At 73.0% G+C, this 24,754-nt stretch carries 23 protein-coding genes; 14 read left to right on the forward strand and 9 right to left on the reverse strand.

Going from position 1 to position 24,754, the window contains the following annotated elements; all coding sequences use genetic code 11:
* The first annotated feature begins 10 nt into the window (after nt 1–10).
* A complete protein-coding gene (locus ACK8OX_RS02315; protein ID WP_430662305.1) occupies nt 11–487 on the forward strand; it encodes a type II toxin-antitoxin system RatA family toxin in 477 nt (158 codons plus the stop codon).
* A 164-nt stretch (nt 488–651) separates the two neighbouring features.
* Nucleotides 652–2,436 carry a solute carrier family 23 protein gene (locus tag ACK8OX_RS02320; RefSeq protein WP_430662306.1) on the forward strand — a complete coding sequence of 595 codons (1,785 nt, stop codon included), beginning with the start codon at nt 652–654 and terminating at the stop codon, nt 2,434–2,436.
* A gap of 16 nt (nt 2,437–2,452) precedes the next feature.
* On the opposite strand, the gene ACK8OX_RS02325 is transcribed toward ACK8OX_RS02320, so the two are convergent.
* The gene (locus tag ACK8OX_RS02325) at nt 2,453–3,805 is read right to left on the reverse strand and encodes an MmgE/PrpD family protein (RefSeq protein WP_430662307.1); all 1,353 of its coding nucleotides are present in this window, start codon (nt 3,803–3,805) and stop codon (nt 2,453–2,455) included.
* 148 nt (nt 3,806–3,953) lie between these two features.
* On the opposite strand from ACK8OX_RS02325, the gene ACK8OX_RS02330 reads away from it, so the two are divergent.
* Nucleotides 3,954–5,021, forward strand: a complete 1,068-nt coding sequence (locus ACK8OX_RS02330) for a threonine aldolase family protein (protein ID WP_430662308.1) — start codon at nt 3,954–3,956, stop codon at nt 5,019–5,021.
* Nucleotides 5,022–5,058: 37 nt separating this feature from the next.
* Here ACK8OX_RS02330 and serA read toward each other — a convergent pair whose 3' ends face one another.
* Nucleotides 5,059–6,306, reverse strand: coding sequence for a phosphoglycerate dehydrogenase (serA, locus tag ACK8OX_RS02335; protein WP_430662309.1), 1,248 nt, complete (start codon nt 6,304–6,306; stop codon nt 5,059–5,061).
* A gap of 195 nt (nt 6,307–6,501) precedes the next feature.
* Between serA and ACK8OX_RS02340 the strand changes: the two genes are divergently transcribed.
* Nucleotides 6,502–7,482 carry a TerC family protein gene (locus ACK8OX_RS02340; RefSeq protein ID WP_430662310.1) on the forward strand — a complete coding sequence of 327 codons (981 nt, stop codon included), beginning with the start codon at nt 6,502–6,504 and terminating at the stop codon, nt 7,480–7,482.
* Nucleotides 7,483–7,527: 45 nt separating this feature from the next.
* Here the strand turns inward: ACK8OX_RS02340 and ACK8OX_RS02345 are convergent, their stop codons facing one another.
* Nucleotides 7,528–8,796 carry a M20 family metallo-hydrolase gene (locus tag ACK8OX_RS02345; RefSeq protein ID WP_430662311.1) on the reverse strand — a complete coding sequence of 423 codons (1,269 nt, stop codon included), beginning with the start codon at nt 8,794–8,796 and terminating at the stop codon, nt 7,528–7,530.
* Between the two features lie 66 nt (nt 8,797–8,862).
* Nucleotides 8,863–10,518, reverse strand: coding sequence for a hypothetical protein (locus ACK8OX_RS02350; protein WP_430662312.1), 1,656 nt, complete (start codon nt 10,516–10,518; stop codon nt 8,863–8,865).
* Nucleotides 10,519–10,708: 190 nt separating this feature from the next.
* Between ACK8OX_RS02350 and ACK8OX_RS02355 the strand changes: the two genes are divergently transcribed.
* From ACK8OX_RS02355 to ACK8OX_RS02375, 5 genes are all read left to right on the forward strand, one after another.
* On the forward strand, nt 10,709–11,896 hold the full coding sequence (locus tag ACK8OX_RS02355) for a urate hydroxylase PuuD (protein WP_430662313.1): 1,188 nt from the start codon (nt 10,709–10,711) through the stop codon (nt 11,894–11,896).
* Complete coding sequence (uraH, locus tag ACK8OX_RS02360) at nt 11,893–12,231, forward strand: hydroxyisourate hydrolase (RefSeq protein ID WP_430662314.1); 339 nt, start codon at nt 11,893–11,895, stop codon at nt 12,229–12,231. The genes ACK8OX_RS02355 and uraH overlap by 4 nt, the downstream gene beginning before the upstream one ends.
* 81 nt (nt 12,232–12,312) lie before the next feature.
* A complete protein-coding gene (locus tag ACK8OX_RS02365) occupies nt 12,313–13,278 on the forward strand; it encodes a 3-hydroxyacyl-CoA dehydrogenase family protein (protein ID WP_430662315.1) in 966 nt (321 codons plus the stop codon).
* 47 nt (nt 13,279–13,325) lie between these two features.
* Nucleotides 13,326–14,093: an SDR family NAD(P)-dependent oxidoreductase gene (locus tag ACK8OX_RS02370; protein ID WP_430662316.1), complete on the forward strand. Its 768-nt coding sequence runs from the start codon at nt 13,326–13,328 to the stop codon at nt 14,091–14,093.
* A 2-nt stretch (nt 14,094–14,095) separates the two neighbouring features.
* Nucleotides 14,096–15,295, forward strand: a complete 1,200-nt coding sequence (locus ACK8OX_RS02375; RefSeq protein WP_430662317.1) for a Zn-dependent hydrolase — start codon at nt 14,096–14,098, stop codon at nt 15,293–15,295.
* 43 nt (nt 15,296–15,338) lie between these two features.
* Here ACK8OX_RS02375 and ACK8OX_RS02380 read toward each other — a convergent pair whose 3' ends face one another.
* From ACK8OX_RS02380 to ACK8OX_RS02390, 3 genes are all read right to left on the reverse strand, one after another.
* Nucleotides 15,339–16,301, reverse strand: coding sequence for a D-2-hydroxyacid dehydrogenase family protein (locus ACK8OX_RS02380; RefSeq protein WP_430662318.1), 963 nt, complete (start codon nt 16,299–16,301; stop codon nt 15,339–15,341).
* 102 nt (nt 16,302–16,403) lie between these two features.
* Nucleotides 16,404–16,850, reverse strand: a complete 447-nt coding sequence (locus ACK8OX_RS02385; protein ID WP_430662319.1) for an acyl-CoA thioesterase — start codon at nt 16,848–16,850, stop codon at nt 16,404–16,406.
* The gene (locus ACK8OX_RS02390; RefSeq protein WP_430662320.1) at nt 16,847–17,749 is read right to left on the reverse strand and encodes an ABC transporter substrate-binding protein; all 903 of its coding nucleotides are present in this window, start codon (nt 17,747–17,749) and stop codon (nt 16,847–16,849) included. Before ACK8OX_RS02390 ends, ACK8OX_RS02385 begins: the two co-directional genes overlap by 4 nt.
* A 74-nt stretch (nt 17,750–17,823) precedes the next feature.
* Here ACK8OX_RS02390 and ACK8OX_RS02395 point away from each other — a divergent pair, with 74 nt between their 5' ends.
* The 5 genes from ACK8OX_RS02395 to ACK8OX_RS02415 all read left to right on the forward strand — a co-directional run bounded on the left by ACK8OX_RS02395 (nt 17,824) and on the right by ACK8OX_RS02415 (nt 21,927).
* On the forward strand, nt 17,824–18,786 hold the full coding sequence (locus ACK8OX_RS02395) for a Bug family tripartite tricarboxylate transporter substrate binding protein (protein WP_430662321.1): 963 nt from the start codon (nt 17,824–17,826) through the stop codon (nt 18,784–18,786).
* Between the two features lie 182 nt (nt 18,787–18,968).
* Nucleotides 18,969–19,748, forward strand: a complete 780-nt coding sequence (gene minC / locus ACK8OX_RS02400; RefSeq protein ID WP_430662322.1) for a septum site-determining protein MinC — start codon at nt 18,969–18,971, stop codon at nt 19,746–19,748.
* Nucleotides 19,749–19,801: 53 nt separating this feature from the next.
* Entirely contained in the window at nt 19,802–20,620 is an 819-nt protein-coding gene (minD, locus tag ACK8OX_RS02405) for a septum site-determining protein MinD (RefSeq protein ID WP_430662323.1), read from the forward strand.
* On the forward strand, nt 20,617–20,901 hold the full coding sequence (minE, locus tag ACK8OX_RS02410; protein WP_430662324.1) for a cell division topological specificity factor MinE: 285 nt from the start codon (nt 20,617–20,619) through the stop codon (nt 20,899–20,901). The genes minD and minE overlap by 4 nt, the downstream gene beginning before the upstream one ends.
* Before the next feature lie 60 nt (nt 20,902–20,961).
* Nucleotides 20,962–21,927 (forward strand): polysaccharide deacetylase family protein, encoded by a 966-nt coding sequence (locus ACK8OX_RS02415; RefSeq protein ID WP_430662325.1) that lies wholly within the window; start codon nt 20,962–20,964, stop codon nt 21,925–21,927.
* A gap of 26 nt (nt 21,928–21,953) precedes the next feature.
* Here ACK8OX_RS02415 and ACK8OX_RS02420 read toward each other — a convergent pair whose 3' ends face one another.
* Together ACK8OX_RS02420 and ACK8OX_RS02425 are read right to left on the reverse strand one after the other, a co-directional pair.
* A complete protein-coding gene (locus tag ACK8OX_RS02420; RefSeq protein ID WP_430662510.1) occupies nt 21,954–22,874 on the reverse strand; it encodes an alpha/beta fold hydrolase in 921 nt (306 codons plus the stop codon).
* A 5-nt stretch (nt 22,875–22,879) separates the two neighbouring features.
* Nucleotides 22,880–24,610: an ABC transporter ATP-binding protein/permease gene (locus ACK8OX_RS02425; protein WP_430662326.1), complete on the reverse strand. Its 1,731-nt coding sequence runs from the start codon at nt 24,608–24,610 to the stop codon at nt 22,880–22,882.
* Between the last annotated feature and the right edge of the window lie 144 nt (nt 24,611–24,754).

The following is a 24,754-nucleotide window of genomic DNA, read 5'->3' on the forward strand; positions in this document are numbered from 1 at the left end:
GCCCGCGCGGATGCCGACCCATGCCGAGAAGCGGGTGCTGCCCTACAGCGAGGAGCAGCTGTTCGACATGGTGGCGGATGTGCGCCGCTACCCGGAATTCCTGCCCTGGTGCGTCGGCGCGCGGATCGTCAGCCGGACCGAGACGGAGCTGGTCGCGGACCTGACCATCGGCTTCAAGATGTTCCGCGAGACCTTCCGCAGCCAGGTCCTGCTGGAACGCCCGCACCACGTCCATGTCCGCTACCTGACGGGCCCCTTCCGCTACCTCAACAACCACTGGCGCTTCCGCCCGGTGGCGCAGGGGACGGAGGTCGACTTCTTCGTGGACTTCGAATTCAAGTCGCGCCTGCTGCAGGCGGTGATCGGCACCGTCTTCAACGAGGCCGTGCGCCTGATGGTGCGCGCCTTCGAACGGCGCGCGATGGTCCTCTACCGGCGCAGCGCCCCGCCCGCGGCGGCGCCCGCGCCTTCCGCCCCGCCGGCCTGACGGGCGCGGGGCCGGTCCGAATGAAGTGGGAACGAACCCGCCGGCTGATTGCCGAGCGGCGGGGCTTGCGCGTACGTTGAGGCGGCGGGCGTCGCGCCCGCATCCCGCCCGTCGGGGTCAAGTACGGCCTCCCGCGGGGAGGAAAGGGGCGACGCCGGCACTTCATGGATGCGAACCTGCCCGAGGCCGGAGCCACCCGGCCGCGCACCGTGCTGACCGCCTGGCTCGCGCGGCGGGACCGGCCCGTCGCCCGCCCGCCGCACCTGATCGCCGCGGCCGACGAGGTGCCCCCCGCCGCAAGCCTGCTGCCGACGCTGCTGCAACAGGTCGGCACGCAGGCGGTCTACGGCATCCTCATCCTGGTCGTGGCGGACGCCTTCGGCCTGGCTGGCGCGGAGGCGAGCCGCTTCCTCTGCCTTACCCTGTTGTCGCTCGGCCTCGGCGCGCTGATGCAGGCGGCGCGGCGCGGGCCGGTGGGATCGGGCTATGCGCTGTCGCTGATCCCCACCACCTCGATGCTGGCGCCCTATCTCCTGGTGGCGGATGCCGGCGGCGGGCTGGACCAGGCGGCGCTGCTCTGCGTCGCCTCGGGCGCCATCGCCGCGCTCGCCGTGGTGCTGGACCGGCGCATCCTGACCGCCATCCCGACCGAGATCGCGGGCGTCGTCACCTTCGCCATCGGCGCGAGCCTGCTGCCCCGCGTGGTGCAGGCGCTCGATCCCGATGCGACGGGCGGCGGCGGCGCGGCGCTGCTCGCGACCGCGGCGGCCACCTTCGCGGCGACCGGGCTGATGGCCCTTGCCCCCGGTCCGCTGGCCCGCTTCGCCCTGCCGCTCGGGGCGCTGGCCGGGACGGTGGCGGCGCTGCTGGCCGGGCTGGGCGAGGCCGGCGCGGCCGCGACGCTTGCCGCCGCGCCCTGGCTTGCGTTGCCGGTGCCGGACCCGCCGCTGGGTGCGACCCTCGACCTCGCGCTGTTGCCCGCCTTCCTGCTGGGCGTGCTGGCGAACCTGCTGTCCTGGCAGAGCGCGCTGGTGTCCATGCAGCGCGCCGGCGATGCCGCCTGGCGGCGCCCCGATGGCGGGCCGATCCGCCGCGGGCTGCTCGGCGCGGCGCTGTCGGTGCAGCTGGCGGGGATGCTGGGCGCGATGGCGCCGGGCGTGTCCAGCGCCGGGGCCGTCTTCGCGATCCATGCGCGGGTGCTGAGCCGCGCCGTGGCGGTGGGCGGGGCGGCGCTGCTGATCCTGCTGGCCTGTTCCCCGAAGGCGGCGACGCTGCTGGTTTCCATCCCCGCGCCGGTGCGCGCCGCGATGCTGCTCTACATGGCCTGCTTCATGATGGCCGGCGGCTGCCAGACCATCGCCGCGCGCGCGCTCGACACGCGGCGGACGCTGGTGGCGGGGCTGGCGCTGTGCGCGGTGCTGCTGACCCTTGCCGCCCCGCCCGTGCTGCTGGCGGCGCTGCCGCCCGCACTGCGGTCCCCGGTCATGGTCGGCGCGGCGCTGGCGCTGGCGCTGCACATGGCGACGCTGCCGCTGGTGCGGCGGCGCTGGGCGGTGCGGATCGCGCTTGGCCCCGCCTCGACGCAGGACATCGCGGATCTCTGCGCCCGCGTCGCCGGCGGCTGGGGGCTGCGGCGGGAACTGGCGGCGCGGCTGGACGCGGCGCTGGTGGAACTGGCCGAGGTGATGGCGCTGCACGGCCTGCCGAGCCTCGACCTGCGGCTCACCCGGCGCGAGGATGACGAGCTTGCCGTCCAGGTCGCCTTCGCCGGCGCGCCGCTCAACCTGCCCGCCGGCCCCGCGCCGAGCAGCGAGGACCTGCTTGGCGACGATGCCGCGCAGGAGGGGTTCATGCTGTGGATGGCGCTGCGCCAGGCGGAAGGCGTGCGTCAGCGCGAGGCGCCGGGCGGGGTGCGGGTGCTGGAATTCACCCTCGCCGCGGCGGCCTGACGGGCGCGGCGGGCCCTCAGCCGACGGGCTCGGGCAGCCGCACCTCGCCCGGCACCCGGTCGCCATGCCACAGCGCGTCCAGCAGCCGCGCCGCCCCGGCCATGCCGAGGGAGGGCACCACAAGTTCCCGGAACTTCGCCGACAGCTCCTCATCCGAAAGCGGCAGGTCGGGGTCGCCCTTGCGGGTCGGCTGGTGGCGGAACAGCTCCCGCCCGTCCCTCAGCGTGACGCGGACCTTCGCCGCGCGCCGGCCCGGATAGGCGTCGCGCAGTTCGGGATCCAGCTCCACCGTCACGCGCGACATGAAGGCGTGGATGGCGGGATCGGCCAGGTGCTCCGGCGCGAAGGCCGCAAGCCGCACGCCGCCAAGCTTCAGCAGCGCGGCGGCGCAGTATTGCAGGCTGAAGCGGGCCTCCTGCTCGGTCGGCGCCACCGGGCGGTCGCAGACCTCCTTGGTCGGGCCGTAGCCGCCGACATGGATCCGCGCCACGTCGTCCATGCCGAAGCCGGCCTCCCCGCGCAGCGCCAGCAGGGCATCGAGGGCGGGGAAGATGTGGCCGCAGCAGCCGTGGTTCTTGAAGGTCATGTTGGCGATGGCGAAGTCCTGCCCCAGCCCCGCCAGAGCCTTGTCCCACTTGCCGCGGTCTTCGCTGGTGGCGGCGGCGAAGCCCACCGGCCCGTCCAGCACGTCGAGGGCGCCGGTCACGCCCGCATGGGCGCCGAGCGCGGCGAGGGTGCCGGCATCGGCCGCGTGGCCGGCATGGACCGGCTTGCTCATGCCCGCGCCGCGGAAGGCCTGCTGCAACCCGCCCGCCATCGTCGCGGCGGTGGCGAGCGCATGGGCCGTGCGGTCCGCGTCGCTGCCCAGCACCACGCTTGCGGCTGCCGCCGCGCCGAAGGTGCCGACGGTGCCGGTGGTGTGCCAGTAGCGGTAGTGGCTGGGCTGCACGGCGACCCCGATCCGGCAGGACACCTCGTAGCCGGCGATGATCGCGCGCAGCAGCACCGCCATGTCGGCGCCGCGGGCCTGCGCGGCGGCCAGGGCGGCGGGGATGGTGGGGCAGCCGGGATGGTAGCCGGCGTCGCGGTAGATGTCGTCGAACTCCACCGTGTGGCTGGCCGTCGCGTTCAACAGCGCGGCGCGGCGCATGGAGGTGCGGCTGCCATCCACGTAGCAGATGGCGCGGCCGCCGCCCTCCTCCGCCGTCGCGCGGGCCAGCAGCGTGGCCGGCGGCCGGTCGCAGCCGGCAAGCAGGGCGGCGAACCAGTCCACCAGCGCGCGCCGCGCGTGGCGCTCCAGCCCGGGGTCGATGGCGCGGCCGCGCCATTCCGCGGCGTGGCCGGCCAGCACCAGCAGGGGGTTGCCCATCTCTCCGCCTTCCTCATCCAAGTCGGTTGCGCGCGGACGGAAGTCTAGCGTCTGGTGGCCGGGGGCGACACTGCCCGGCCGGCAGGTGGCGCCGCAGGCACTTCCCTGGCAGGTTCCCCCGCCTCCGAGACCCGCAGCACGAGGCCCCATGGTCCACGCCCCCGAACGCCCCCCCGCCGGCAGCCCGCCCGTCCGCATCAACCTCTATTCCGACACGCAGACGCGCCCGACGCCCGCGATGAAGGAAGCGATGATGCGCGCGGAGGTCGGCGACGAGCAGCATGGCGACGACCCCGGCGTGCACGCGCTGTGCGAGCGCATGGCCGCGCTGATGGGCAAGGAAGCCGCGGTCTTCATGCCCAGCGGCACCATGTGCAACGTCGCCGCCACGCTGACGCATTGCCGCCCGGGCGAGGAGATCATCGCGCATGAGACGGCGCACATCCTGACCAGCGAGGGCGGCGCCCATGCCGCGCTCGGCGGCTTCCAGATCCTGCCGCTGAAGGGCGCGCGCGGGATGTACGCGCCGGACGCGCTGCGCGCCGCCATCCGCGGCAAGTCCCGCCACACGCCGACGCAGCGCCTGGTGGAGGTGGAGCAGACCGCCAATATCGGCGGCGGCGCGGTGTGGCCGAAGGCGGTGCTGGACGAGATCGCCTCCATCGCGAGGGAGAACGGGCTCGCCACCCACATGGACGGGGCGCGGCTGATGAATGCCTGCGTCGCCGCCGGCGTGCCGGCGGCCGAGATGGCGGCGGGCTACGACAGCGTGTGGCTCGACTTCACCAAGGGCCTCGGCGCGCCGCTCGGCGCGGTGCTGTGCGGGTCGGCGGACTTCATCGACGAGGCCTGGCGCTGGAAGCAGCGGCTCGGCGGCGCGATGCGCCAGGCGGGGCTCTGCGCCGCGGGCTGCCTGCATGCCCTGGACCACCATGTGGAGCGGCTGGCCGAGGACCATGCGAATGCGAAGGCGCTCGCCCGCGGGCTCGCGCAGATGCCGGGAATGGCGGTGGAGGAGCCGGACACCAACCTGGTGTTCTTCGACCCCGCCGGCACCGGCCTGCCGGCGGCGGAGCTGGTGCGGCGTATGCGGGCGGAAGGGGTGCAGCTGTCGATGCTGGGCGGGCGCGTCCGGGCCTGCACCCATCTCGACGTGACGGCGGCGATGATCGAGGAGACGCTGCAGGTGATGCGCGCCGTGCTGGCGCGGGGCTGAGGGCCCGACCCCCTTCGTCCCTCGCGGAGGAGGGGGGCTACCCCCGTTCGTAGATCAGCCGCGCACGCACCGTGCCGGGCAGCGCGCGCAGTTCCGCCAGGATGTCCTCGGCCGCTGCGCGCGCCTCGACGCTTTCCACCACCACGTAGCCCAGCTCGGAATCGGTCTGGTAGTACTGCGCGGCGATGTTCAGGCCGCGGCGGCCGAAGCTGCTGTTGATCTGGCTGAGGATGCCCGGCGCATCGCGGTGCAGGTGCGTCCAGCGCGCGCCGGTCGGGCGGGCGGGCAGCTGCACGTTCGGCATGTTCACCGCGCCCATCGTCGCGCCGGTGTCGCTGTACTCCACCAGCTTGCGCGCCACCTCCTGCCCGATGCGGTCCTGCGCCTCCGCCGTGCTGCCGCCGATATGCGGGGTCAGGATCACGTTGGGCAGGCCCTGCAGCGGGGACACGAAGGGGTCCCCGTTGCGCTTCGGCTCCTCGGGGAAGACATCGACGGCGGCGCCGAGGATCCTCCCCTCGCGCAGGGCATCGGCCAGCGCCGGGACATCCACCACGGTGCCGCGGGCGTTGTTGATGAAGACGGCGGAGGGCTTCATGTGCGCAAGCTCCGCCGCGCCGATCATGCCGATCGTCTCCGGCGTTTCCGGCACATGCACCGTCACCACGTCGGACCGCGCAAGCAGGTCGGCCAAGCTCGCCGCCTGCTGGGCGTTGCCGTGCGGCAGCTTCGAGGTGTGGTCGTGGTAGAGCACGCGCATCCCGAAGGCTTCCGCCAGCACCGAAAGCTGGCTGCCGATATTGCCGTAGCCGACGATGCCCAGCGTCTTGCCCCGCATCTCCCATGAATTGGCAGCCGACTTGTCCCAGCCCCCGGCATGGGCGGCGACCGACTTGTCGACGATGCCGCGCATCAGCATCACGGCTTCCGCCAGCGTGAGTTCCGCCACGCTGCGCGTGTTGCTGAAGGGCGCGTTGAACACCGCGACGCCGCGGCGTGCGGCCGCCGTCAGGTCCACCTGGTTGGTGCCGATGCAGAAGCAGCCGATGGCGATCAGGCGGTCCGCCGCCTCCAGCACCTCCTCCGTCACCTCGGTGCGGGACCGGATGCCGAGGATGTGGACCCCCTTCACCGCATCGATCAGCGCCTGCCCTTCCAGGGCCCGCTTCTCCCGCGTCACCGTCACGTAGTCGGCGTCGGACAGCAGGTCGACGGCGGTCTGGGCGATTCCCTCCAGCAACAGGATGCGGATGCGGTCCTTGGGGAGGGAGATGCGGTCGTTCATGGCGGGGCTTCCGGGGAGGCGCCGGGTTCTGCCCGTGAAGGGCGGCCGCGGCAAGGTGGGGGCCTTGAAGGGCGCGCGGCGAAGATTACCTGTATGTCATCCGGATCCGGGCCCCGCTGGCGGCCGCGCAATGCCGCGCCGCGATGTCGGATCCTTCACCTGCCGCCCCGGAAGGGGCGGCATCTGGAGGTTCCGATGGAGTGGTTGCTGGCCGAGTGGCTCTCGAAGCCTCTCTGGATGTGGGCGGCGTTCATCGCCATCGTGGTGGCGCTGCTGGTGCTCGACCTCGGTGTCCTGCACCGGAAGGCGAAGGAGATCCCCGTCTCCGAATCGCTCTGGATGAGCGCCTTCTACATCGCCATCGCCTGCGCCTTCGGCGGCTGGGTGTGGTGGTATCTCGGCCCGCAGTCCGGGATGGAATACTTCACCGGCTTCGCGGTGGAGAAGACGCTGGCGATGGACAACGTCTTCGTCATCGGCCTGATCTTCACCTACTTCGCCATCCCGCGGCTCTACCAGCACCGCGTGCTGTTCTGGGGCATCCTCGGCGTCATCGTGCTGCGGGCGGTGATGATCGGGCTGGGCGCCACCATCGTCGCCCAGTTCTCCTGGGTGCTGTACCTGTTCGGCGCCTTCCTGGTCGCGACCGGCATCAAGATGCTGGTCATCGCCGACAGCATGCCCCGGATCGAGGACAACCCCGTGCTGCGCTTCATGCGCCGCCGCTTCAACGTGACGGAGGAGTTGCACGGGGAGCGGTTCACGGTGCGCCTGCCGGACCCGCGGACGGGGCGGATGGCGCTGTTCCTGACGCCCCTGATGCTGGCGCTGGTGCTGGTGGAGATCGCGGACCTGATCTTCGCGGTGGACAGCGTGCCGGCGATCTTCGCCATCACCACCGACCCGTTCATCGTCTACACCAGCAACATCTTCGCCATCCTGGGGCTGCGCGCGCTGTACTTCGCGCTCGCGGCGATGGTCCACCGCTTCCGCTACCTGAAATATGCGCTGGCCCTGGTGCTGGTGTTCATCGGCGGCAAGATCTTCACCAACCAGATCTTCGGCAAGATGGACCCCGCCTGGTCGCTGGGCGTCACGCTGGCGCTGATCGCGGGCGGCGTCGTCTTCTCCCTGCTGCGCACGCGGGATGCGGCCGGGGCGCGCCCGGTCGGGTGACGGCCCGGCGGGCGGGGATGCCGGGGCATCCCCGCCCGCCGGGCCTCAGCGGTTCGCCAGATCCTCCAGCACCGCGGCGAGCGTGCGGGTCCCGGCGGCGAGCTGCGGGGGGGAGGTGTATTCGCTCGGGTGATGGCTCACCCCGCCGCGGCTGGGGACGAAGATCATGCCGGTCGGGCAGAGCGGCACCATGAACTGCGCATCGTGGAACGCGCCGGAGGACATGCGCAGCGTCGACAGGCCCTGCGCCCGCGCCGCGCGTTCCACCGCATCCGGCACGTCGGGGGCGAAGGCGGCCGGAAGGGCGTGGAAGCGTTCGGTCACCGTCGCGGTGCAGGTGGTCATCGCCGCCGCGACCGTCCGCCCGATCGCGTCGCCGCGCTCCAGCAGCACCTCCTTCTCGGGGTGGCGGAAGTCGATGGTGAAGCGCACCCGCTCCGCCACGGAGTTGGAGCTGTTCGGGCTCACCTCGATCCGCGCCACGGTGAAGCGCAGCAGGTCGGCGGGATCGTGCATCAGCGCGTTCAGCGCGGTGATGGCGCGGATCGCGTCCTGCACGGCGTCCTTCCGCAGCGACAGCGGCGTGGTGCCGGCATGGTCCGACCTGCCATGCACCTCGACCACGAACCAGCGGCTGCCCTGGATGCCGGTGACCACGCCGATGTCGAAGCCCTCCGCTTCCAGCCGCGGTCCCTGTTCGATGTGGCATTCGACATAGGCGAAAGGCGCCGGGCCATCGACCACGCCAAGCCCCCGGCGCGGGATGTCCCGTTCGGAGGCCAGCAGCTTCGCGAGTTCCGCGCCGAAGGTCAGGCCCTCCGCATCGGTCACGCCGTCCCAGGCATCGCGTGGCCGGTAGCCGGCATAGGCCATGCTGCCCATGCAGCCCGGTGCGAACCGCCCGCCTTCCTCGTTGGTCCAGGCCACCACCTCGATCGGCCGCCTGGTGGCGATGCCGGCCTGCCGCAGCGCCTGCACCGCCTCCAGCCCGGCGACCACGCCCCAGATCCCGTCGAAGCGCCCGCCGCTGGGCTGGCTGTCCATGTGGCTGCCGGTCAGCACCGGCGCGGCCCCGCGTTCCGTGCCTTCATGCCGCAGGAACAGGTTGCCGATGGCATCGACGCTGACCGAGAGGCCGAGCGGCTTCGCCCAGGAGATCAGCAGCCGCCGCGCCTGGCGGTCCAGTTCCGTCAGGCAGGCGCGGTTCACGCCGTCGCCCGGAATGGCGCCGAGCTTCGCCATCTGCATCAGGCGGTCCCATTGGCGCGCCTCGCTCACCGCGCCGAGCAGGTTCGGTGCCACCGTGGTCCCCATCCAGCCAAACTCCCGCTTTCCGTTGTCGTCCCGTGCGGCCGCCCGGCGCGGCGGCCCGCCGCCGCGTCAGGGCACCCGCACCGCGAGGCCAAGCCGCTGCGCCGCACCCGCGGGCCCGGCCGCGCCGAGATCGGCCATCGCCCCAAAGGCGATCGGGGTGGTGGGGCGCAGCGTCACCTCGATGGCGCCGGGCTGGCGGATGAAGGCGGCGATCGCCTGGCGCATCGGCGCGAAGGGGTCGGCGGCCGGACCCTTCGCCGCGCCGGGCGGCGCGCCGGGGATCGGCATGGCCAGCGCCATCTGTGCCCATTGCTCGCGCAGCCGTGCCTCCGGGATGCGCTGCTGGCGGGCCTGCTGCGACAGCGCGCGGCCGAACAGCCCCTGGTCCTGCCAGCGCAGCGTCAGCCCCACCAGCCGCGCCTTCAGGTACTCCGCCGTGCGGTCGGTGGAGAGCGGCGCGCCGGCCGGCACCGCCGGCAGGTTGTCGAGGTCGGCCTGCAGCGTCAGGGCACCGGCGTCGTTCCACTGGATCCGCCAGGGCGAGATGGACAGCGGCCCGCCCGCGCGCGGCCCCTCGCCGCGCAGCTCCATCCCGCCGGCGATCTCGCGGAAGCCCATCCCTTCCAGCGGCGGCGCCGCGCCCCGCGGCAGGCTGGCGCGGAAGCCCTCGACCAGCACGGCGCCCGTGGCGCGGCCGGTCGTGCCCAGCGTGCCTTCGGCGGCCACGCGGCCGAGGCTGAACAGCGGCGACCCGCCCGCCTCCATCACCAGGCCCTCCAGCGCCACGGTCTGCGGCACCCCAGGCGCCGGGTCGGGCGGCTGGACGCCGTCCATCACCGCCGCCAGCGTGCTCGCCCCGTCGAGCCCCGAGACGGCGAGCCGGCCGAGCTGCAGCCGCCCCGGGCCGAGCTGCCCGAACTCCGCCGCGAGGTTCAGGCCCTCCACGGAAAGCTCGGTCCGCCGGCCCGGCAGCCAGTCCCGCAGGGCGGCGCGGGGCAGGGCGAGGTCGGTGTTCCGCGCCGGGTCGGTCATCGCCATCCCCTCGATCGTCAGGGCGGCGGCGCGGAAGGCGCGCGGGTCGGGGTTGGTCGCCTGCGGGTCGGGGAAGGCGATCTCCGTCGCCGCCATCCGGCCGAGCCGGACCGAAGGCGTGTCCGGCGTCAGGCTGTCCAGCTGCAACCCCTCGATATTGCCGCTGGCCAGGGTGCCGGGTGCGGTGCCGCGGGCGGGCACGTAGCCCCGCGCGGCGATGCGGCCCAGGCGGAAGCTGCCCTGGCCCGGCTTGCTGCTGACCAGCCCTTCCAGCTCGAAGGTGTCGAAGCCGATGCTGGCGGGGTCGAGGGCGGTGCCGGGCGGGGGCAGGGGCAGGCCCGCGACCAGCAGCCGGCCGGCCTCGGTCACCTCGTTCTTGTTCTCCTCGAGCCGCAGGCCGCGGGCCTCGGCGCGGCCGAGCCGGCCGGCCGCCAGCTCCTGCACCCACAACTCCCCGATCGAGAGGATGCGCCCCGCCTCGCTCACGGTGACGTTGCCGAGCCGCGCACGGCCGGTGACCGGGTCCACCTGGCGCGAGCCGATGGTGATGCGCGCATCCGGGCCGAGCGCGGCGCGCAGCCGCTCGATCGCGGCGTCGAGCTGGCGGTCCGCCTCGGCCTGCGCCCAGACCGCGGCGCCGGCGAGGGTGAGCGTGGCGGTGAAGGCGAGGCCGGCGAGGCGAGGGCGCATGTCGGGGCTCCGGGGCTTGCGACCCCAGCCTAATCGCAGGTTGCGCAGGGGTCCAACCACGGGGCCCGGCGCGCCCGCACTGTGGGGGCGGCGCGAATGTTGCCGGCGCGTCCGCCCTGTGGGGGCGGCGCGAATGTTGCTACCAAGCGTGCCGGGCGCGACGCGCCGGCGCCGAAGGAAACGGGACCTGATGGACCTCGCCTACCTCTCCGACTGGGCCAGCCTGCTGATCCGCTGGCTGCACCTGATCACCGGGATCGCCTGGATCGGCACCAGCTTCTACTTCATCGGCCTCGACAACCAGCTCGACCCGCCGCGGGACGGCAACCCGCGGGTGAAGGGGGAGCAGTGGTCGATCCATGGCGGCGGCTTCTACCACAAGCAGAAATACCTGGTGGCGCCGGAACGGCTGCCGGAACGGCTGCACTGGTTCAAGTGGGAGGCCTACTGGACCTGGATCAGCGGCTTCTCGCTGTTCGTGCTGATCTACTGGGGGCAGGCCGGCACCTACCTGGTGGACCCCGCCGTGCTCGACATCTCGCCGGTGACGGCGGTGGCGATCAGCGCGGCGATGCTGGCGGGCGGCTGGGTGGTCTATGACCTCGCCTGCCGGTCGAAATTCGGCGAGGACGAGGCGAAGCTGTCGGCCTTCGGCGTCGGGCTTCTGGTGGCCAGCGCCTTCGTCGCCTGCCACGTCTTCTCGGGCCGCGGCGCCTTCCTCCAGGTCGGCGCGATGACGGGGACGATCATGGTGGCCAACGTCGCCATGGTCATCATCCCCGGGCAGCGGAAGATGGTCGCCGCCATGCAGGCGGGGCAGGAGCCGGACCCGAAATACGGCCGCTGGGGCAAGCAGCGCAGCGTCCACAACACCTATCTGACGCTGCCCGTGCTGTTCCTGATGATCAGCCCGCACTACCCGATGACCTGGTCGGGCCCGTGGAACTGGGTGGTGCTGCTGGCCGTCGCGCTGGCGGGCGCGCTGGTGCGGCAGTATTTCGTCCAGCGCCAGCTGGGCCGCAACCGCGTGGTGCTGCCCGCGGTGGCGACCGCGGTGGTGGTCGGCCTCGTCCTCGCCCTGCAGCCGAAGCGCGGCCCCGACCTCGCCGGGGTGGAGGTGCCCCCCTTCGCCGAGGTGCAGTCCATCGCCGCCGCGCGCTGCGCCTCCTGCCACGCCGCGCGGCCCACGCAGGAAGGGATCACGGCGCCGCCGAAGGGCGTCATGCTGGAACAGCCCGCGCAGCTTCGTCGCTGGGCGCAGGCGATGCGCCAGCAGGTCGCGACCGAGGCGATGCCGCCCGGCAACATGACGGAGATGACGGCGGAGGAACGCGCGAAGGTGCTGGCCTGGATCGCGGCGGGGGCGCCGGACCGATGAAGCCCTCCGCGCTGACCACACATGTGCTGGACACCGCCGCCGGCGCGCCCGCGGCGGGCGTCGCGGTGGAGCTGTGGCGGATGGACGGGCCGGCCCCGGCACTGGTGACCGCCCGGCGCACCAACGCCGATGGCCGCACCGACGCGCCGCTGATGGATGCCGCGGGCTTCGCCCCCGGCCGCTACGAGCTGCGCTTTCACATCGGCGCGCATTTCGGCGGCGCCGGCTTCCTCGACGTGGTGGCGATCGCGGTGCGGCTGGAAGCGGGGCAGGGCCACTACCACGTCCCCCTGCTCTGCTCGCCCTGGAGCTACGCGACCTATCGCGGGTCCTGACCCGGCGCGGTCGCGCCGGCGCGTCTTGCCGGATGGGCCGTCGCGGGGGCAGGTTCGCTCCGCAGGTTGGGGAGGATGGAAATGGCCATCAAGGTCGCGGTGCTGGGCGCCGGCACGATGGGGCATGCGCTGGCGCTGGTCTATGCGCTGGGCGGGCACGAGGTGCGGCTGACCGACAGCTCGATGGCGATGCTCGACCGGGCGGGCGGGCTGATGGAGACGGCGCTGGCCAGCCTGGTCGAGGCGGGGGAGGCGACGCCCGGCTGCACGGCGGAATGGCTGCACGGGCAGGTGACCCGCCTGCCGACCCTGGCCGAGACGCTGCGCGACGCCGACCTCGTCGTCGAGGCCATCGTCGAGGAGCCGGAGGCGAAGCGGGCGCTCTACGCGGAGGTGGACCGGCTGGCGCCGGCCGATGCCGTGATCGCCTCCAACACCTCCTATCTCGACCCCTTCCCGCTGATCCCGGAAGGGCGGCAGGCGCGGTCGCTCATCATGCACTGGTACACGCCGCCCTACCTGGTGGACCTGGTGGACATCGTCGCCGGGCCGCGCTGCGAGCCGGCCATCACCGCCTGGGCGCGCGACCTGGTGGCGGAGATGGGCAAGGTGCCGCTGGTGATGAAGACCTTCGTGCCCGGCTACATCGCCAACCGCATCCAGTCCGCCATCGCCGCCGAGGTCTACCGCCTGATCGACGAGGGCGTGGCCGATGCCGAGGAGATCGACACCGCCATCGTCCACGGCCTGGCGCTGCGCATGCCTGTCGTGGCGGTGATGGCCAAGGCGGACTTCACTGGCCTGCCGCTGCTGCAGCACGCGCTGCGCAATGCCACCTACCAGCCCCCGCCCCCGCGCACGAACAGCGACACGCTCGACCGGCTGATCGCCGAGGGGCGGACGGGCGTGATGGCGGGCGCGGGCTACTACGACTGGGGCCAGGACACGGAAAAGCTGTTCGCCGCGCGCGACCGGCGGCTGATGGCGCTGAAGAAGGCGCTGCGGGGCATCGGCACCATGGCGGGCTCGACCAGGGCGAGGGAGTAGCACCGCCCACCCGCGGGGCGGGGCGGATGCGTGGCGGAAGGGATCACATGACCATCACCTACGACCTCAGGGGCAGGGCGGCCCTCGTCACCGGCGGGGCGTCCGGCATCGGGCTGGCGACCGCCACGATGCTGGCGCGCGGCGGCGCCGCGGTGGCCGTCAACTTCCTGGCGGGGGATGAACGCGGGCCGCAGGCCTGCGCGCAGCTCCACGCCATGACCGGCGCGCGGATCGTGCCCGCGCCCGGCGATGTGGGCGACGCCGCGGATGCGGCGCGGATGGTCGGGCAGGCGGTGGCCGATCTCGGCCGGCTCGACTACCTGGTGAACAACGCGGGCACGCCGGGCACGCGCCGCGCCATCCCGCCGGCCGAGCTGGACCGGCTGACGGAGGAGCTGTGGCAGGCCGTGCTGGAGGTCAACCTCCTCGGCGTCTTCCGCTGCGCGAAGGCGGCGGCGCCGGCGCTGAAGGCAAGCCGCGGGGCGGTGGTGAACATCGCCTCCATCGCCGGCATCAACTCGCCGGGTTCCTCCATGGCCTATGGCGCGACCAAGGCGGGGGTCATCAGCCTGACCAGGAATCTCGCCCGCGCGCTGGCGCCCGATGCTCGGGTGAACGCCGTCGCGCCCGGCGCGGTGGATTCCACCTGGATGATCGAATGGACGGACGAGCAGCGCGCGAGCTCGATCGAGGGTGCGCTGCTGAAGCGCCGCTGCACGCCGGAGGACCTGGCGGAGGTCATCGTCTTCCTGCTGGCCGGCGCCGCGATGGTGACGGGGCAGACGGTGGTGGTGGACGGGGGGCTGACGGTCTGACCATGGCGGCGATCGACACCACGCGCTTCCTGCGCGACCTGCACGAGCTGCGCCGGATCGGCGAATACCGCACCGGCGTCCACCGCCCGACCTACACGAAGGAGGACATGGAAAGCCGCCGCTGGCTGATGGACCGCATGCGCGAATGCGGGCTCGACCCGGTGATGGACGGCATCGGCAACGTGATCGGCCGCCATCCGGGCCCCGGGCCGCACCTGCTGGTCGGCAGCCACATCGAGACGCAGAACCACGCGGGCTGGCTGGACGGCGCGCTCGGCGTCGTCGCCGGGCTGGCGCTGGCGCGGGCGGGGATGGCGGTGGATGTCGCGGCCTGGGCGGACGAGGAAGGCCATTACGGCGGCTTCATCGGCAGCCGCAGCTTCATCGGCCAGCTGCCGGAGGAGGAGATCGACCGGCTGGAGAACCGCTACCACGGCAGGAAGCTGCGCGACGCGCTGCGCGAGGCCGGGCTGGAAGGCCGCCCGCGCATCCGGTGGGAGCCCGGCCGCCACAAGGGCTTCCTCGAACTGCATATCGAGCAGGGCACGCAGCTGGAGGCCGCGGGCCTGCGCGTCGGCGTGGTGACCGGCATCGTCGCCATCCGCCAGTACCGCCTGGTCTTCACCGGCCAGCAGGACCATGCCGGCGGCACCACCATGGCCGAACGCCGCGACGCCGGCCTTTCCGCGGTGCGGCTGCTGGCGGAGATCGACCGCCACTTCCCGCTGGTCTGCGGGCCGCGCAGCACCTGGACCACGGGGCGCATCGCGCTCGACCCCGGCGCCGCCTCGATCATCCCCGGCCGGGCGGAGGTGCTGTTCCAGCTCCGCGACGTGGACGAGGCCGTGATCGCGCGGATGGAGGACCGGCTGCGCGCGCTGGTGCAGGAGAGCAACCGGCGGGAGAAGTGCCCCTGCGTGCTGGAACCGGTCAGCCTCTCCACCCCCGCGCCCTGCGACCCCGCGATGCAGCGGGCGCTGGCGGATGCGGCGGAGGCGCTGGCGCCGGGCGCATGGCAGTCCATGCCGTCGGGCGCCGGGCATGACGCGCAGTACCTGGCGCGCGTGATGCCGGCCGCGATGCTGTTCACCCCCTCCATCGCCGGCATCAGCCACCACTGGACCGAGGACACGAGGGAGGAGGACCTGGCGCTTGGCGTCGAGGTCCTGGCCGAGGGCGCCGCGCGCTACCTGGCGACGTAGCGCGCGGGCCGGCCGGGCCGCGAAGCCGCGCCCGGCCGACGCTTCACGGCGCCAGCAGGCGGATGGGCGTCCCGGCCAGGTAGGCCTCGATCGCCTCGACCGCGCCGTTGAAGTAGGCGGCGTAGTTCTGCGTCGAGACATAGCCGAGATGCGGCGTCAGCACCGTGTTCGGGCAGCCGAGCAGGGGGTGGCCGGCCGGCAGCGGCTCCTCGTCGAACACGTCGAGCCCGGCGCCGGCGATGCGGCCCTCCTTCAGCGCGGCGACCAGCGCCGGCTGGTCGATCAGCGGGCCGCGGCTGGTGTTCACGATGAAGGCGCTGCGCTTCATCGCGCCGAGTTCCGCGGCACCCACGATGCCACGCGACCGGTCGGACAGGATGAGGTGCAGCGTCACCACATCGGCCGTGGCGAACAGCTCCTGCTTCGTCACCAGCGTGGCGCCGGCGGCCGCCGCCTTCTCGGCGGTCAGGTTCTGGCTCCAGGCGATGACCTTCATCCCGAAGGCCTGCCCCACCTTCGCCACCGCGCTGCCGAGCTTGCCGAGCCCGACCACGCCGAGCGTGAGCCCGCCCGCCGCGGTGCCGACGCTGGTCTGCCAGGTGCCGGCGCGCAGGCTGTCCTGCTGGCGCGGGATGTCGCGCAGCAGGTTCAGGATCAGGCCCCAGGTGATGTCCACCGTGGGCGCGCCGCTGCTCGGCGTGCCGCAGACGGTGATGCCCTGCGCCTGCGCCTGCCCCACGTCGATGCTGCGGTTGCGCTCGCCGGTGGTGATCAGCAGGCGAAGATTCGGCAGGCGCTTCAGCAGCGCGGCGGGGAAGGGGGTGCGTTCGCGCATCGCCAGGATCGCGTCGAAAGGCGCAAGCCGCGCCGCGATCGCATCGGCGTCCCTCGGCGTGTCGCGGAACACCTCCACCGCGATGGAGCCGGGCAGGCGCCCCCACGGGCCCATCGACTGCACGACGCCCTGGTAGTCGTCGAGGATGGCGAGCCTGGTGAGTGCGGTCATGTCCTGTCTCCCCCGATGGACGAGGAAGCGGAATGCGGCCGCGGCGCCGGCGCCGTCAATGGGGAGCAGCCACGGCGCGCCGGTCGGGGGCGCGCCACCGGTTCAGCCGGGCGCCTCCGCCTGCACCGCTGCGGCGGCGGCGCGCAGCGCATCGGGCAGCGGAGTCGGGCGCGACTGGGTGGCGCGGTCCACATAGACATGCACGAAATGCCCCTCCGCGCTCGCCGTCTCCTCGTCCTCGCGGAAGATGGCGATGCCGAAGCGGATGGAGGTGGTGCCCACGCGCTCCACCCGCAGCCCCGCCGTCACCCGGTCGGGGAAGGCGATCGGCGCATGGTAGCGGCACAGCGTCTCCACCACCACGCCGATCACCGGGCTGTCGGTCAGGTCGATGGCGCCGGTGCCGAACAGGAAGCGCGCCACCACCGTGTCGAACCAGGAATAATAGACCACGTTGTTGACGTGCCGATAGACGTCGTTGTCCATCCAGCGGGTCGGGATCTCCAGGAAGAAGCGGTATTCCGACCGTGTCGGGCGCCGCTTCGTCATGCCAGCGCCTCCTCCACGATCGCCTCGTCCACGCAGGCCTCGAAGCCCGGCGCGCGCGCGATGGCGCCGGCGCCGAGCATGGCGGCCTGCAGCACCTCGAAGGCCGTCCGCGGGAAGCGCGGTGTCGCCGCCCAGATGCCGAGCGCGAGGTAGCGCGCGATGGCGGCTTCCAGCACGCCGCGGTCCATCCCCTCGAAGAAGGGGGCGACGGTGGCGGCGACCTCGGCGGCGGGGGCGGCGTTCAGCCAGTGCTGCATGGCGGCGATGCCGCGCACCATGCCGGCCATGCCCGCGCGCTTGCGCGCCAGCAGGTCGCGCGTGGCGTAGAAGGCGGTGTAGCTGGTCGGGCCGCGGCTGGCCTGGGCGTGCAGCACCACCCCGCCGCGGCGTTCCACCCCGGTCGCGAAGGGCTCGAACAACTGCGCGACGTCGAGCGTGCCGTCCAGCACCGCCTCGGCGTTCTCGGCCATGGTGCGGCCGGTGACCGCGCGGATCGCGCCGGCGTCGATCCCGGCCTCGCGCAGGTCGTGGCGGAGGCACCACCACGGGGTCGGCACCTCGCTTACCACGCCGAGGCTGAGGCCCGGCAGGTCGCGCAGCGCGAAGCCCGGGCGCGGCGCGCGCCCGACCAGCAGGAAGGGGTCGCCCATTACCACCGCGCCGAAGCTGACCAGCGGGCTGGCGGGGTCCTGCGCGTGGTCGCGGATGACCCGCATCGGGCCGCTCCAGGCCAGGTCCGCCGCGCCGGAGAGCAGGTTGCCCACGGCGCGGTCGGGCTCGCCCACCGTGACCAGGCTCACCTCCACCCCCGCCTGCGCGAAGTCGCCGCGCGCGATGGCCGCGTAGAAGGGCGTGTAGAAGACCGCCCGGAAGGGCTCCTGCAGGATGATGGTGGCCACACCGGGCTCCGCTCTCTTTGTCTGGCGCGGAGTTTGCAGCAAAGTCGCGCGAACCGGGAGAAGGGGAGTTCCGAATGACCATCCGACGCCGCGTGCTGCTCGGCGCGCTCGCCGCCACGCCGCTGGCCTCGCCCGCGCTTGCCCAGCCGCGGCCGCTGCGCGTCGTCGTGCCCTTCGCCGTCGGCGGGCTGACCGACGTGGTGGCGCGCATCCTGATGGAATTCATGGGCCCCGCGCTCGGCCGGCCGACGGTGATCGACAACCAGGGCGGCGCGGGCAGCACCATCGGCGCGGCCTCCGCGGCGCGGGCGGCGCCGGACGGCAACACGATCATGGTCGGCAGCGTCGGCCATGCGGCGATGAAGGCGCTCTACGCCAACTTCGCCTTCGACCCGATCGAGAGCTTCGCCCCCGTGGCGCTGACCACGCGGCAGCCCTTCGTGGTGGTGGTGCATCCCTCGGTGCCCGCGACCGACGTGCCGGGCTTCCTCGCCTGGCTGCGCGCGCGTGGCGGGGAGGCGAATTTCGGCACGGCGGGAATCGGCGCCACCAGCCATCTCTCGGCCGAACTGCTGCGGAAGATGGCGGGCGTCTCCTTCACCGTGGTGCCCTATCGCGGCACGCCGCAGGGGGTCGCGGACCTGACCGCGGGGCGGGTGGACTTCATGATGGACAGCCAGACCCTGCTCGCGCCGCTGATGGCCGATGGGCGGGTGAGGGGGCTTGCCGTCACCAGCGCGCAGCGCAGCACCATGCTGCCCGCGCTGCCGACGCTCTCCGAGGCCGGGGTGCCGGGCTATGACAGCTCCGCCTGGAACGGGATCTACGCCCCGGCCGGCACGCCCGAGGCCGCGATCCGCCCGATCGCCGAGGCCGCGGCGCGGGCGGTGCGCGACCCGGCGACGCTGCGGCGGCTTGCCGATGCTGGGGTGGACGTGTTCGAGGACACCTCGCCCGAGGCCCTGGCCCGCCATCTCCGCGTCGAGGTCGCGAAGTGGAGCGAACTGGTCCGGGCGCTGAACATCCGCGGCGGCTGAGGCGTGGCGGGGCCGTCCGCCCGCCCCGTGCCGGGGGCGGGCGGCCGAGTCGCGGCTCGCCCGCCGGGTGAATTCCGCCCGCCAACCTCATTGATTTCGAAACGTCGCCCGAAGAAGGCTTCGCCCGCGCAGGGCCGGCCGCTATAGGGAACCTTCCCCCAGCCCGAGACCCAGCCGCCAGGATGTCCGCAGCGTCCAGCCACCCCGCCCCCCGCCTCGAGCCGTTCCGGCTCCGCGGGGCCAATTTCAACCTGCTGGTCCTGCGGCTGCTCGACCATCGGGCGGAAGCGGTGGTGCCGGCGCTGGGCGACCAGTTCCGCCGCGCGCCGGGCTTCCTGCGCTTCGCGCCGGTCGTCATCGGGCTCGACGACATCGCCGCCCGCCCGCAGGAGGTGGACTTCGCGGCCCTGGTCGAGGGGCTGCGCGCCATCGAGATCGTGCCGATCGGCACCTCCGGCGGCACGCCGGAGATGAAGGTCGCCGCCCAGAGCGCCGGCCTGCCGCCGCTGCGGAGCGCCGGCGGGCCTCGCGGCGGAGAGGAGGAGGCCGCCCCGGTGGCCGAGCCCGCCGCCCCCCAGGCCGCGGCCGCCCCGCCACCCCCCGCGCCGGACCCGCTGCCGGAAGGCATCGCCCGGCCGACCATGGTGGTGGACCAGCCCGTCCGCGCCGGCACGCGCATCTGGGCGCAGGGGTCGGACCTGATCGTGGTGGGCACCGTGAACCGCGGCGCCGAGGTGATCGCGGACGGCAACATCCATGTCTATGGCCGCCTGCTCGGCCGCGCCATCGCCGGCGGGCAGGCCCATGCGGAGGCGCGCGTCTTCGCGACGCATTTCGACCCGGAACTCGTCTCCATCGCGGGCTACTACGCGGTGCGCGAAGGCCTGGGGGATGCGCCGATCGGGAAGGGCGTGATGGCCCGGCTCGTCGGCGAACACATGAGGTTCGACCCGCTCGGCTGAGGCGCGGAACGCGCCCGGCCGACCGGCGTCCAGGGGCAGGCAGGGGATTCCACATGGCGGAAGTCGTCGTCGTCACATCGGGCAAGGGGGGCGTGGGCAAGACCACATCCTCTGCCGCCTTCGCAACCGGGCTCGCGCAGCGCGGCAAGAAGACCGTGGTGATCGACTTCGACGTCGGCCTCCGCAACCTCGACCTCATCATGGGCGTCGAGCGGCGCGTCGTGTTCGACATCGTCAACGTCATCCAGGGCGAGGCCCGGCTGAACCAGGCGCTGATCAAGGACAAGCGCGTGGACACGCTCTCGATCCTCCCCGCCAGCCAGACGCGCGACAAGGACGCGCTGAGCAAGGAAGGCGTGCAGAAGATCATCGAGGAACTGTCGAAGGACCACGACTACATCGTGTGCGACAGCCCCGCCGGGATCGAGAAGGGGGCGCTGATGGCGCTCTACTTCGCCGACCAGGCGATCGTGGTGACCAACCCCGAGGTCTCCTCGGTGCGCGACAGCGACCGCATCCTCGGCGTGCTGCAGTCCAAGTCGAAGCGCGCGGAGGAGAAGCGGGAGCCGGTGAAGGAACACCTGCTCGTCACCCGCTACGACCCCGCCCGCGTCGAGAAGGGCGAGATGCTGAAGCTCGACGACATCCGGGAGATCCTGGCGATCCCGCTGCTCGGCGTCATCCCGGAGAGCGAGAGCGTGCTGAAGGCGTCCAACACCGGCAACCCGGTGATCATGGACCAGGAAAGCGTGGCCGGTCAGGCGTACAAGGACGCGGTCGGCCGCTTCCTCGGCGAGAAGATCGAGCACCGCTTCCTCGAGGCCCAGAAGAAGGGCCTGTTCTCGCGCCTGTTCGGGGGGAGGGCCGCATGAGCTGGATTGCCGACCTCTTTCGCGCCCGCAAGGCCGAGCCGCCCGCCACCGCGAGCCAGGCGAAGGAACGCCTCCAGATCGTCCTCGCGCATGAGCGCATCGGCCGCACGCGGGAGGATTTCCTGCCGAAGCTCCAGCAGGAGATCGTGATGGTGGTGGCGAAATACGTCGCCATCGACCCGGGCAAGGTGAATGTCTCGCTCGACCGCGGGGGGGACATGTCGACGCTCGCGATCGAGATCGACCTGCCCGCCCCGCCCGGGATGCGCAAGGCAAGCTGAACCTTGCGCCGCGCCGCCCGCCACCCCATCCCTTCCGCGAACGGGGCGGGAGCGGGACGGATGGCGGGACTTGCGCGGCGCGCGGCGCTGGGGGCGGCGGTCGGGCTGCTCGGCCTGCCCGCGGTTTTGGGGGCGCAGCCCGCGCGGCGCCCCAACACGGCCTTCTGGCCGGGCGGCGCCCGCCTGGCCATCGGCGTCTGCATGATGTTCGAGGCCGATGGCGGCCAGCCCGCCATGTGGCAGAACGGCCCGCCGGGCACGCCCCAGGCCGGCACGCGCTTCCCCAACCTGCCCGCCATCCAGGGCCGGACCTATGGCGCGAAGGAAGGCGTCCCCCGGCTGCTCGACCTGTTCGACCGCCGCCGCATCCGCGTCTCCTCCTTCATGATCGGCGAGAGCATCCGCCGCCACCCCGACCTCGCGCGGGAGATCGTGGCCCGCGGGCACGAGGCCGGCGGACGCGCCATCCGCCACGCGCCGCAGTTCCACCTGCCGAAGGACCAGGAACGGGAATTCCTGCGCGAGGGGTTCGAGGCGCTGCGGACCGCCACCGGGCTGTGGCCCAGGGGGTTCAACGCGCAGGGGCTGCAGGGCAGCGTGAGCACCAACGACCTGCTGCAGGAACTCGGCCTTTCCTACTCGATCGACGACCGGTCGCGCGACGAGCCCTGGATCCAGAAGGTCAACGGCGACCGCGACTTCTGCCTGGTGCCCTACATGGGCCACGTCAACGACCTGAACTTCTTCCAGAACCAGCAGCGCAGCCTCGACGACTACGAACGGATGCTGACCCAGGAATTCGAGGTGCTGTACGAGGAGGCGCAGGCGCGCCGGCGGATGATGAGCGTGCCCCTGCACGACTTCGTCGCCGGCCGCCCCGCGGTGCTGCCGAGCGTGGAGCGGTTCCTGCATTGGGCCGGCAAGCATCCCGGCGTGTGGTTCGCGCGGCGCGACGAGATCGCCGAATGGGCCCTCGGCCCCGGCCGCGCGTTGACGCCGGTGGATGCGCCGCTGATCCCGGGGTGAAGGGCCGTGCGGCAGGGCGCCGCCCCTCACCGGCCCGAAAGGAAATCCCGCACCGGCGCCAGCGACCGCGCCGGGTCCTCCTCCATCGGCACATGGCCTAGGCCCGGCAGCGTCACCAGCCGGGCATCGGGCAACTCGCGCAGGTAGTCGGCGGCGTTGGTGGCCGGGACCATGCGGTCCGACTCGCCCCACAGCAGCAGCACCGGCGCGGCGATGCGGCGCAGGAAGGGCTCCGGCGGGTCCAGCACATGCCCGGCCGTGCGGTCCAGGATGGCGCGGCGCACGCCGGGCGCGAGCGTCATGGCGCGGTACCGCGCAAGCCGCTCCTCCGTCATCGCCGCGGGGTCGGCATAGGCGGCGGCCAGCGTACGGCGAAACAGCGGCGCCGGCAGCACATGGGGCAGCAGGCGCATCAGGAGCGGCACCTCCGCCCGCCGGCCGTATTCGATGCCGTGGCTCGCATAGCCATCGGGCGCCATGAGCACGAGCCGCCGCACGCGCGCCGGCCGTTCCGCCGCGAATCGCCAGGCGATGCGCCCGCCCATCGAGCTTCCGACAAGGTCCACCTGCCCGAGCCCGAGTCCGTCGAGCAGGGCTTCGATGACCGCCACCGCACGCAGGTCCGAATAGTCGCCCGTCGGGTCGGGGCCGGTCAGGCCGAAGCCCGGCAGGTCGATCCGCAGCACGCGCCGCTCCGCCTCCAGCAGCGCCGCCCAGTCGTCCCAGGCATGGAGCGAGGCGCCGAAGCCGTGCAGCAGCAGCACCGCCGGCGCATCGCGCGGCCCGCTGTCGCGCATGTGCAGGCGCAGGCCCGCCACCTCGCGGAAGGTGCTCGGCGGGGCGGCGTAGCGTGCCTCCAGTTCGGCCCGCGGGCGGTCCGGCGTCCAGAGCCACCAGGCCAGGCCGAGCAGCGCGGCGGCGGCCAGCGCGCCGGTCCAGCCGAGCATGCGCGTCACGCCGGCACGTCGTGCAGCCGCCCATCGGCCACGCGCAGCCCGCGGTCGTGGAAGCGCGCGACGGCGGGGCGGTGCGCGATGGACAGGATGGCGGTGCCGCGCAGCCTTTCCCGCGCGAGGGTGTAGAGAGCCTCCTCCGCGGCGGGGTCGAGGCTGGCCGTCGCCTCGTCCAGGAACAGGAAGTCGGGCTTGGCCAGCAGCGCGCGGGCGAAGGCCAGGCGCTGCTGCTCGCCGCCCGAAAGGCGCCGGTCCCAGGCATCCTCCTCGTCCAGCCGCTCGGCCAGGTGCGCCAGGCCGACGGCCGCCAGCGCCTCGCGCACGGCGGCGTCGGGCACGCCGCCTTCGTCCTGCGGGTAGCAGACGGCGCTGCGCAGCGTGCCGAGCGGCAGGTAGGGGCGCTGCGGCAGGAACAGCGCCCGCGCCCCGGCGGGGATGCGCGTGCGCCCCGAGCCGAAGGGCCAGATCCCGGCGAGCGCGCGGAACAGCGTGGACTTGCCGCTGCCCGACGCGCCGGTCAGCAGCACCGCCTCGCCGCGCGCGAGCCGGAGCGAGGCACCGGAGACCAGCACGCGCCCGCCGGGCAGGGCGAGGGTGACGTCCTCCATCACCACCGCATCGCCCGTGCCTTCCGCAGCCTCGACCCCGCCGCGGGCAGCGCGCGCGGCGGCGATGGCGCGCTGGAAGCCGTCGAGGCGCAGCACGGTCGCGCGCCATTCCGTCAGCTCGCGGTAGTTGTTGACGAACCAGGACAGCGCGCCCTGCACCTCGCTGAAGGCGAAGCCGGTCTGGGTCAGCCCGCCGAGCTGGATGCGGCCGGAGAAATAGGCCGGCGCGGCCACCGCCATCGGGAAGACGGTGGCCACCTGCGCGAAGCCGGAGGTGAAGAAGGTAAGGCGCTTGGTGGCGACCATGATGCCCCACCAGTTCTCCATCAGCGTGCGGAAGCGGTCCTTCAGCGCGCGCTTCTCGTCCGCCTCACCGCCATGCAGCGCGATGCCCTCCACGTTGTCGCGCAGGCGGACCAGGGCATAGCGGAAATCGGCCTCCACCCGCTGCTGGAGGAAGTTCAGCCGGATCAGCGGCCGCCCGATGAGGTGGGCGAGCCAGGTGCCGAGCACGGAGTACAGGATGGCCGCCCAGACCATGTAGCCCGGGATGCTGACCCCCAGCACCTCCAGCGGGCCGCTCAGCGTCCACAGCACGAAGATGAAGGAGAACAGCGTCACCACGCTGTTCATCAGCCCGAGCCCGAGGCCGAGCGTGCCGTCCACGAACATGCGGATGTCGTCGGCGATGCGCTGGTCGGGGTTGTCGGTCTGCTGGTCGGTCAGCGCGATGCGATAATAGGCGCGGTCGGCCAGCCACTGGTCCAGGTAGCGTTCCGTCATCCACCGCCGCCAGCGGATCTGCAGCGCCTGGCGCAGGTAGAGCTGGTAGACGGCGATCAGGATGTAGGCGGCGGCGATGAGGCTGAAGCCCGGATACCAGGTGCCCTCCGCATCGCCGCCGAGGAACAGCAGGCGCCAGAAGGTGGCCGCGTCGCGCGTCTCGAGCGTGTTGTAGAAGGCGCGCTGCCAGTAGCTCAGCAGCACCGTCATGCCGACGAGCGACAGGTTCAGCACCACGACGGTGCCGAGCAGCAGCAGCCCGCGCCCCCGCTCGTCGCCGGTCCAGTAGGGGCGCGTCAGCGCCCAGGCGTCACGCAGGAAGGAGCCGATGCGTCGCATGAGGATGTCCCGAGCCTGGCCGCGCGATCCTGCACCGGGCGGGCGCGGACTGCACCCCGCCCCCCGCCTGGACCACGCTCCGCGCTGAAAGAAGCGCGGATCATGGTCCCGCTGCTTGTTCAAGCGGCTTACTCACCGCTCCGG

The organism is Falsiroseomonas sp. CW058, from assembly GCF_050563535.1.
GTDB lineage: Bacteria > Pseudomonadota > Alphaproteobacteria > Acetobacterales > Acetobacteraceae > Falsiroseomonas.

What these genes read in the sequence shown, in the direction of transcription:
- ACK8OX_RS02315 (WP_430662305.1), top strand. Translation starts at nt 11, where the DNA reads ATGCCGACCCATGCCGAGAAGCGGGTGCTGCCCTACAGCGAGGAGCAG.
- ACK8OX_RS02320 (WP_430662306.1), top strand. Translation starts at nt 652, where the DNA reads ATGGATGCGAACCTGCCCGAGGCCGGAGCCACCCGGCCGCGCACCGTG.
- ACK8OX_RS02325 (WP_430662307.1), bottom strand. Translation starts at nt 3,805, where the DNA reads ATGGGCAACCCCCTGCTGGTGCTGGCCGGCCACGCCGCGGAATGGCGC.
- ACK8OX_RS02330 (WP_430662308.1), top strand. Translation starts at nt 3,954, where the DNA reads ATGGTCCACGCCCCCGAACGCCCCCCCGCCGGCAGCCCGCCCGTCCGC.
- serA (WP_430662309.1), bottom strand. Translation starts at nt 6,306, where the DNA reads ATGAACGACCGCATCTCCCTCCCCAAGGACCGCATCCGCATCCTGTTG.
- ACK8OX_RS02340 (WP_430662310.1), top strand. Translation starts at nt 6,502, where the DNA reads ATGGAGTGGTTGCTGGCCGAGTGGCTCTCGAAGCCTCTCTGGATGTGG.
- ACK8OX_RS02345 (WP_430662311.1), bottom strand. Translation starts at nt 8,796, where the DNA reads ATGGGGACCACGGTGGCACCGAACCTGCTCGGCGCGGTGAGCGAGGCG.
- ACK8OX_RS02350 (WP_430662312.1), bottom strand. Translation starts at nt 10,518, where the DNA reads ATGCGCCCTCGCCTCGCCGGCCTCGCCTTCACCGCCACGCTCACCCTC.
- ACK8OX_RS02355 (WP_430662313.1), top strand. Translation starts at nt 10,709, where the DNA reads ATGGACCTCGCCTACCTCTCCGACTGGGCCAGCCTGCTGATCCGCTGG.
- uraH (WP_430662314.1), top strand. Translation starts at nt 11,893, where the DNA reads ATGAAGCCCTCCGCGCTGACCACACATGTGCTGGACACCGCCGCCGGC.
- ACK8OX_RS02365 (WP_430662315.1), top strand. Translation starts at nt 12,313, where the DNA reads ATGGCCATCAAGGTCGCGGTGCTGGGCGCCGGCACGATGGGGCATGCG.
- ACK8OX_RS02370 (WP_430662316.1), top strand. Translation starts at nt 13,326, where the DNA reads ATGACCATCACCTACGACCTCAGGGGCAGGGCGGCCCTCGTCACCGGC.
- ACK8OX_RS02375 (WP_430662317.1), top strand. Translation starts at nt 14,096, where the DNA reads ATGGCGGCGATCGACACCACGCGCTTCCTGCGCGACCTGCACGAGCTG.
- ACK8OX_RS02380 (WP_430662318.1), bottom strand. Translation starts at nt 16,301, where the DNA reads ATGACCGCACTCACCAGGCTCGCCATCCTCGACGACTACCAGGGCGTC.
- ACK8OX_RS02385 (WP_430662319.1), bottom strand. Translation starts at nt 16,850, where the DNA reads ATGACGAAGCGGCGCCCGACACGGTCGGAATACCGCTTCTTCCTGGAG.
- ACK8OX_RS02395 (WP_430662321.1), top strand. Translation starts at nt 17,824, where the DNA reads ATGACCATCCGACGCCGCGTGCTGCTCGGCGCGCTCGCCGCCACGCCG.
- minC (WP_430662322.1), top strand. Translation starts at nt 18,969, where the DNA reads ATGTCCGCAGCGTCCAGCCACCCCGCCCCCCGCCTCGAGCCGTTCCGG.
- minD (WP_430662323.1), top strand. Translation starts at nt 19,802, where the DNA reads ATGGCGGAAGTCGTCGTCGTCACATCGGGCAAGGGGGGCGTGGGCAAG.
- minE (WP_430662324.1), top strand. Translation starts at nt 20,617, where the DNA reads ATGAGCTGGATTGCCGACCTCTTTCGCGCCCGCAAGGCCGAGCCGCCC.
- ACK8OX_RS02415 (WP_430662325.1), top strand. Translation starts at nt 20,962, where the DNA reads ATGGCGGGACTTGCGCGGCGCGCGGCGCTGGGGGCGGCGGTCGGGCTG.
- ACK8OX_RS02420 (WP_430662510.1), bottom strand. Translation starts at nt 22,874, where the DNA reads ATGCTCGGCTGGACCGGCGCGCTGGCCGCCGCCGCGCTGCTCGGCCTG.
- ACK8OX_RS02425 (WP_430662326.1), bottom strand. Translation starts at nt 24,610, where the DNA reads ATGCGACGCATCGGCTCCTTCCTGCGTGACGCCTGGGCGCTGACGCGC.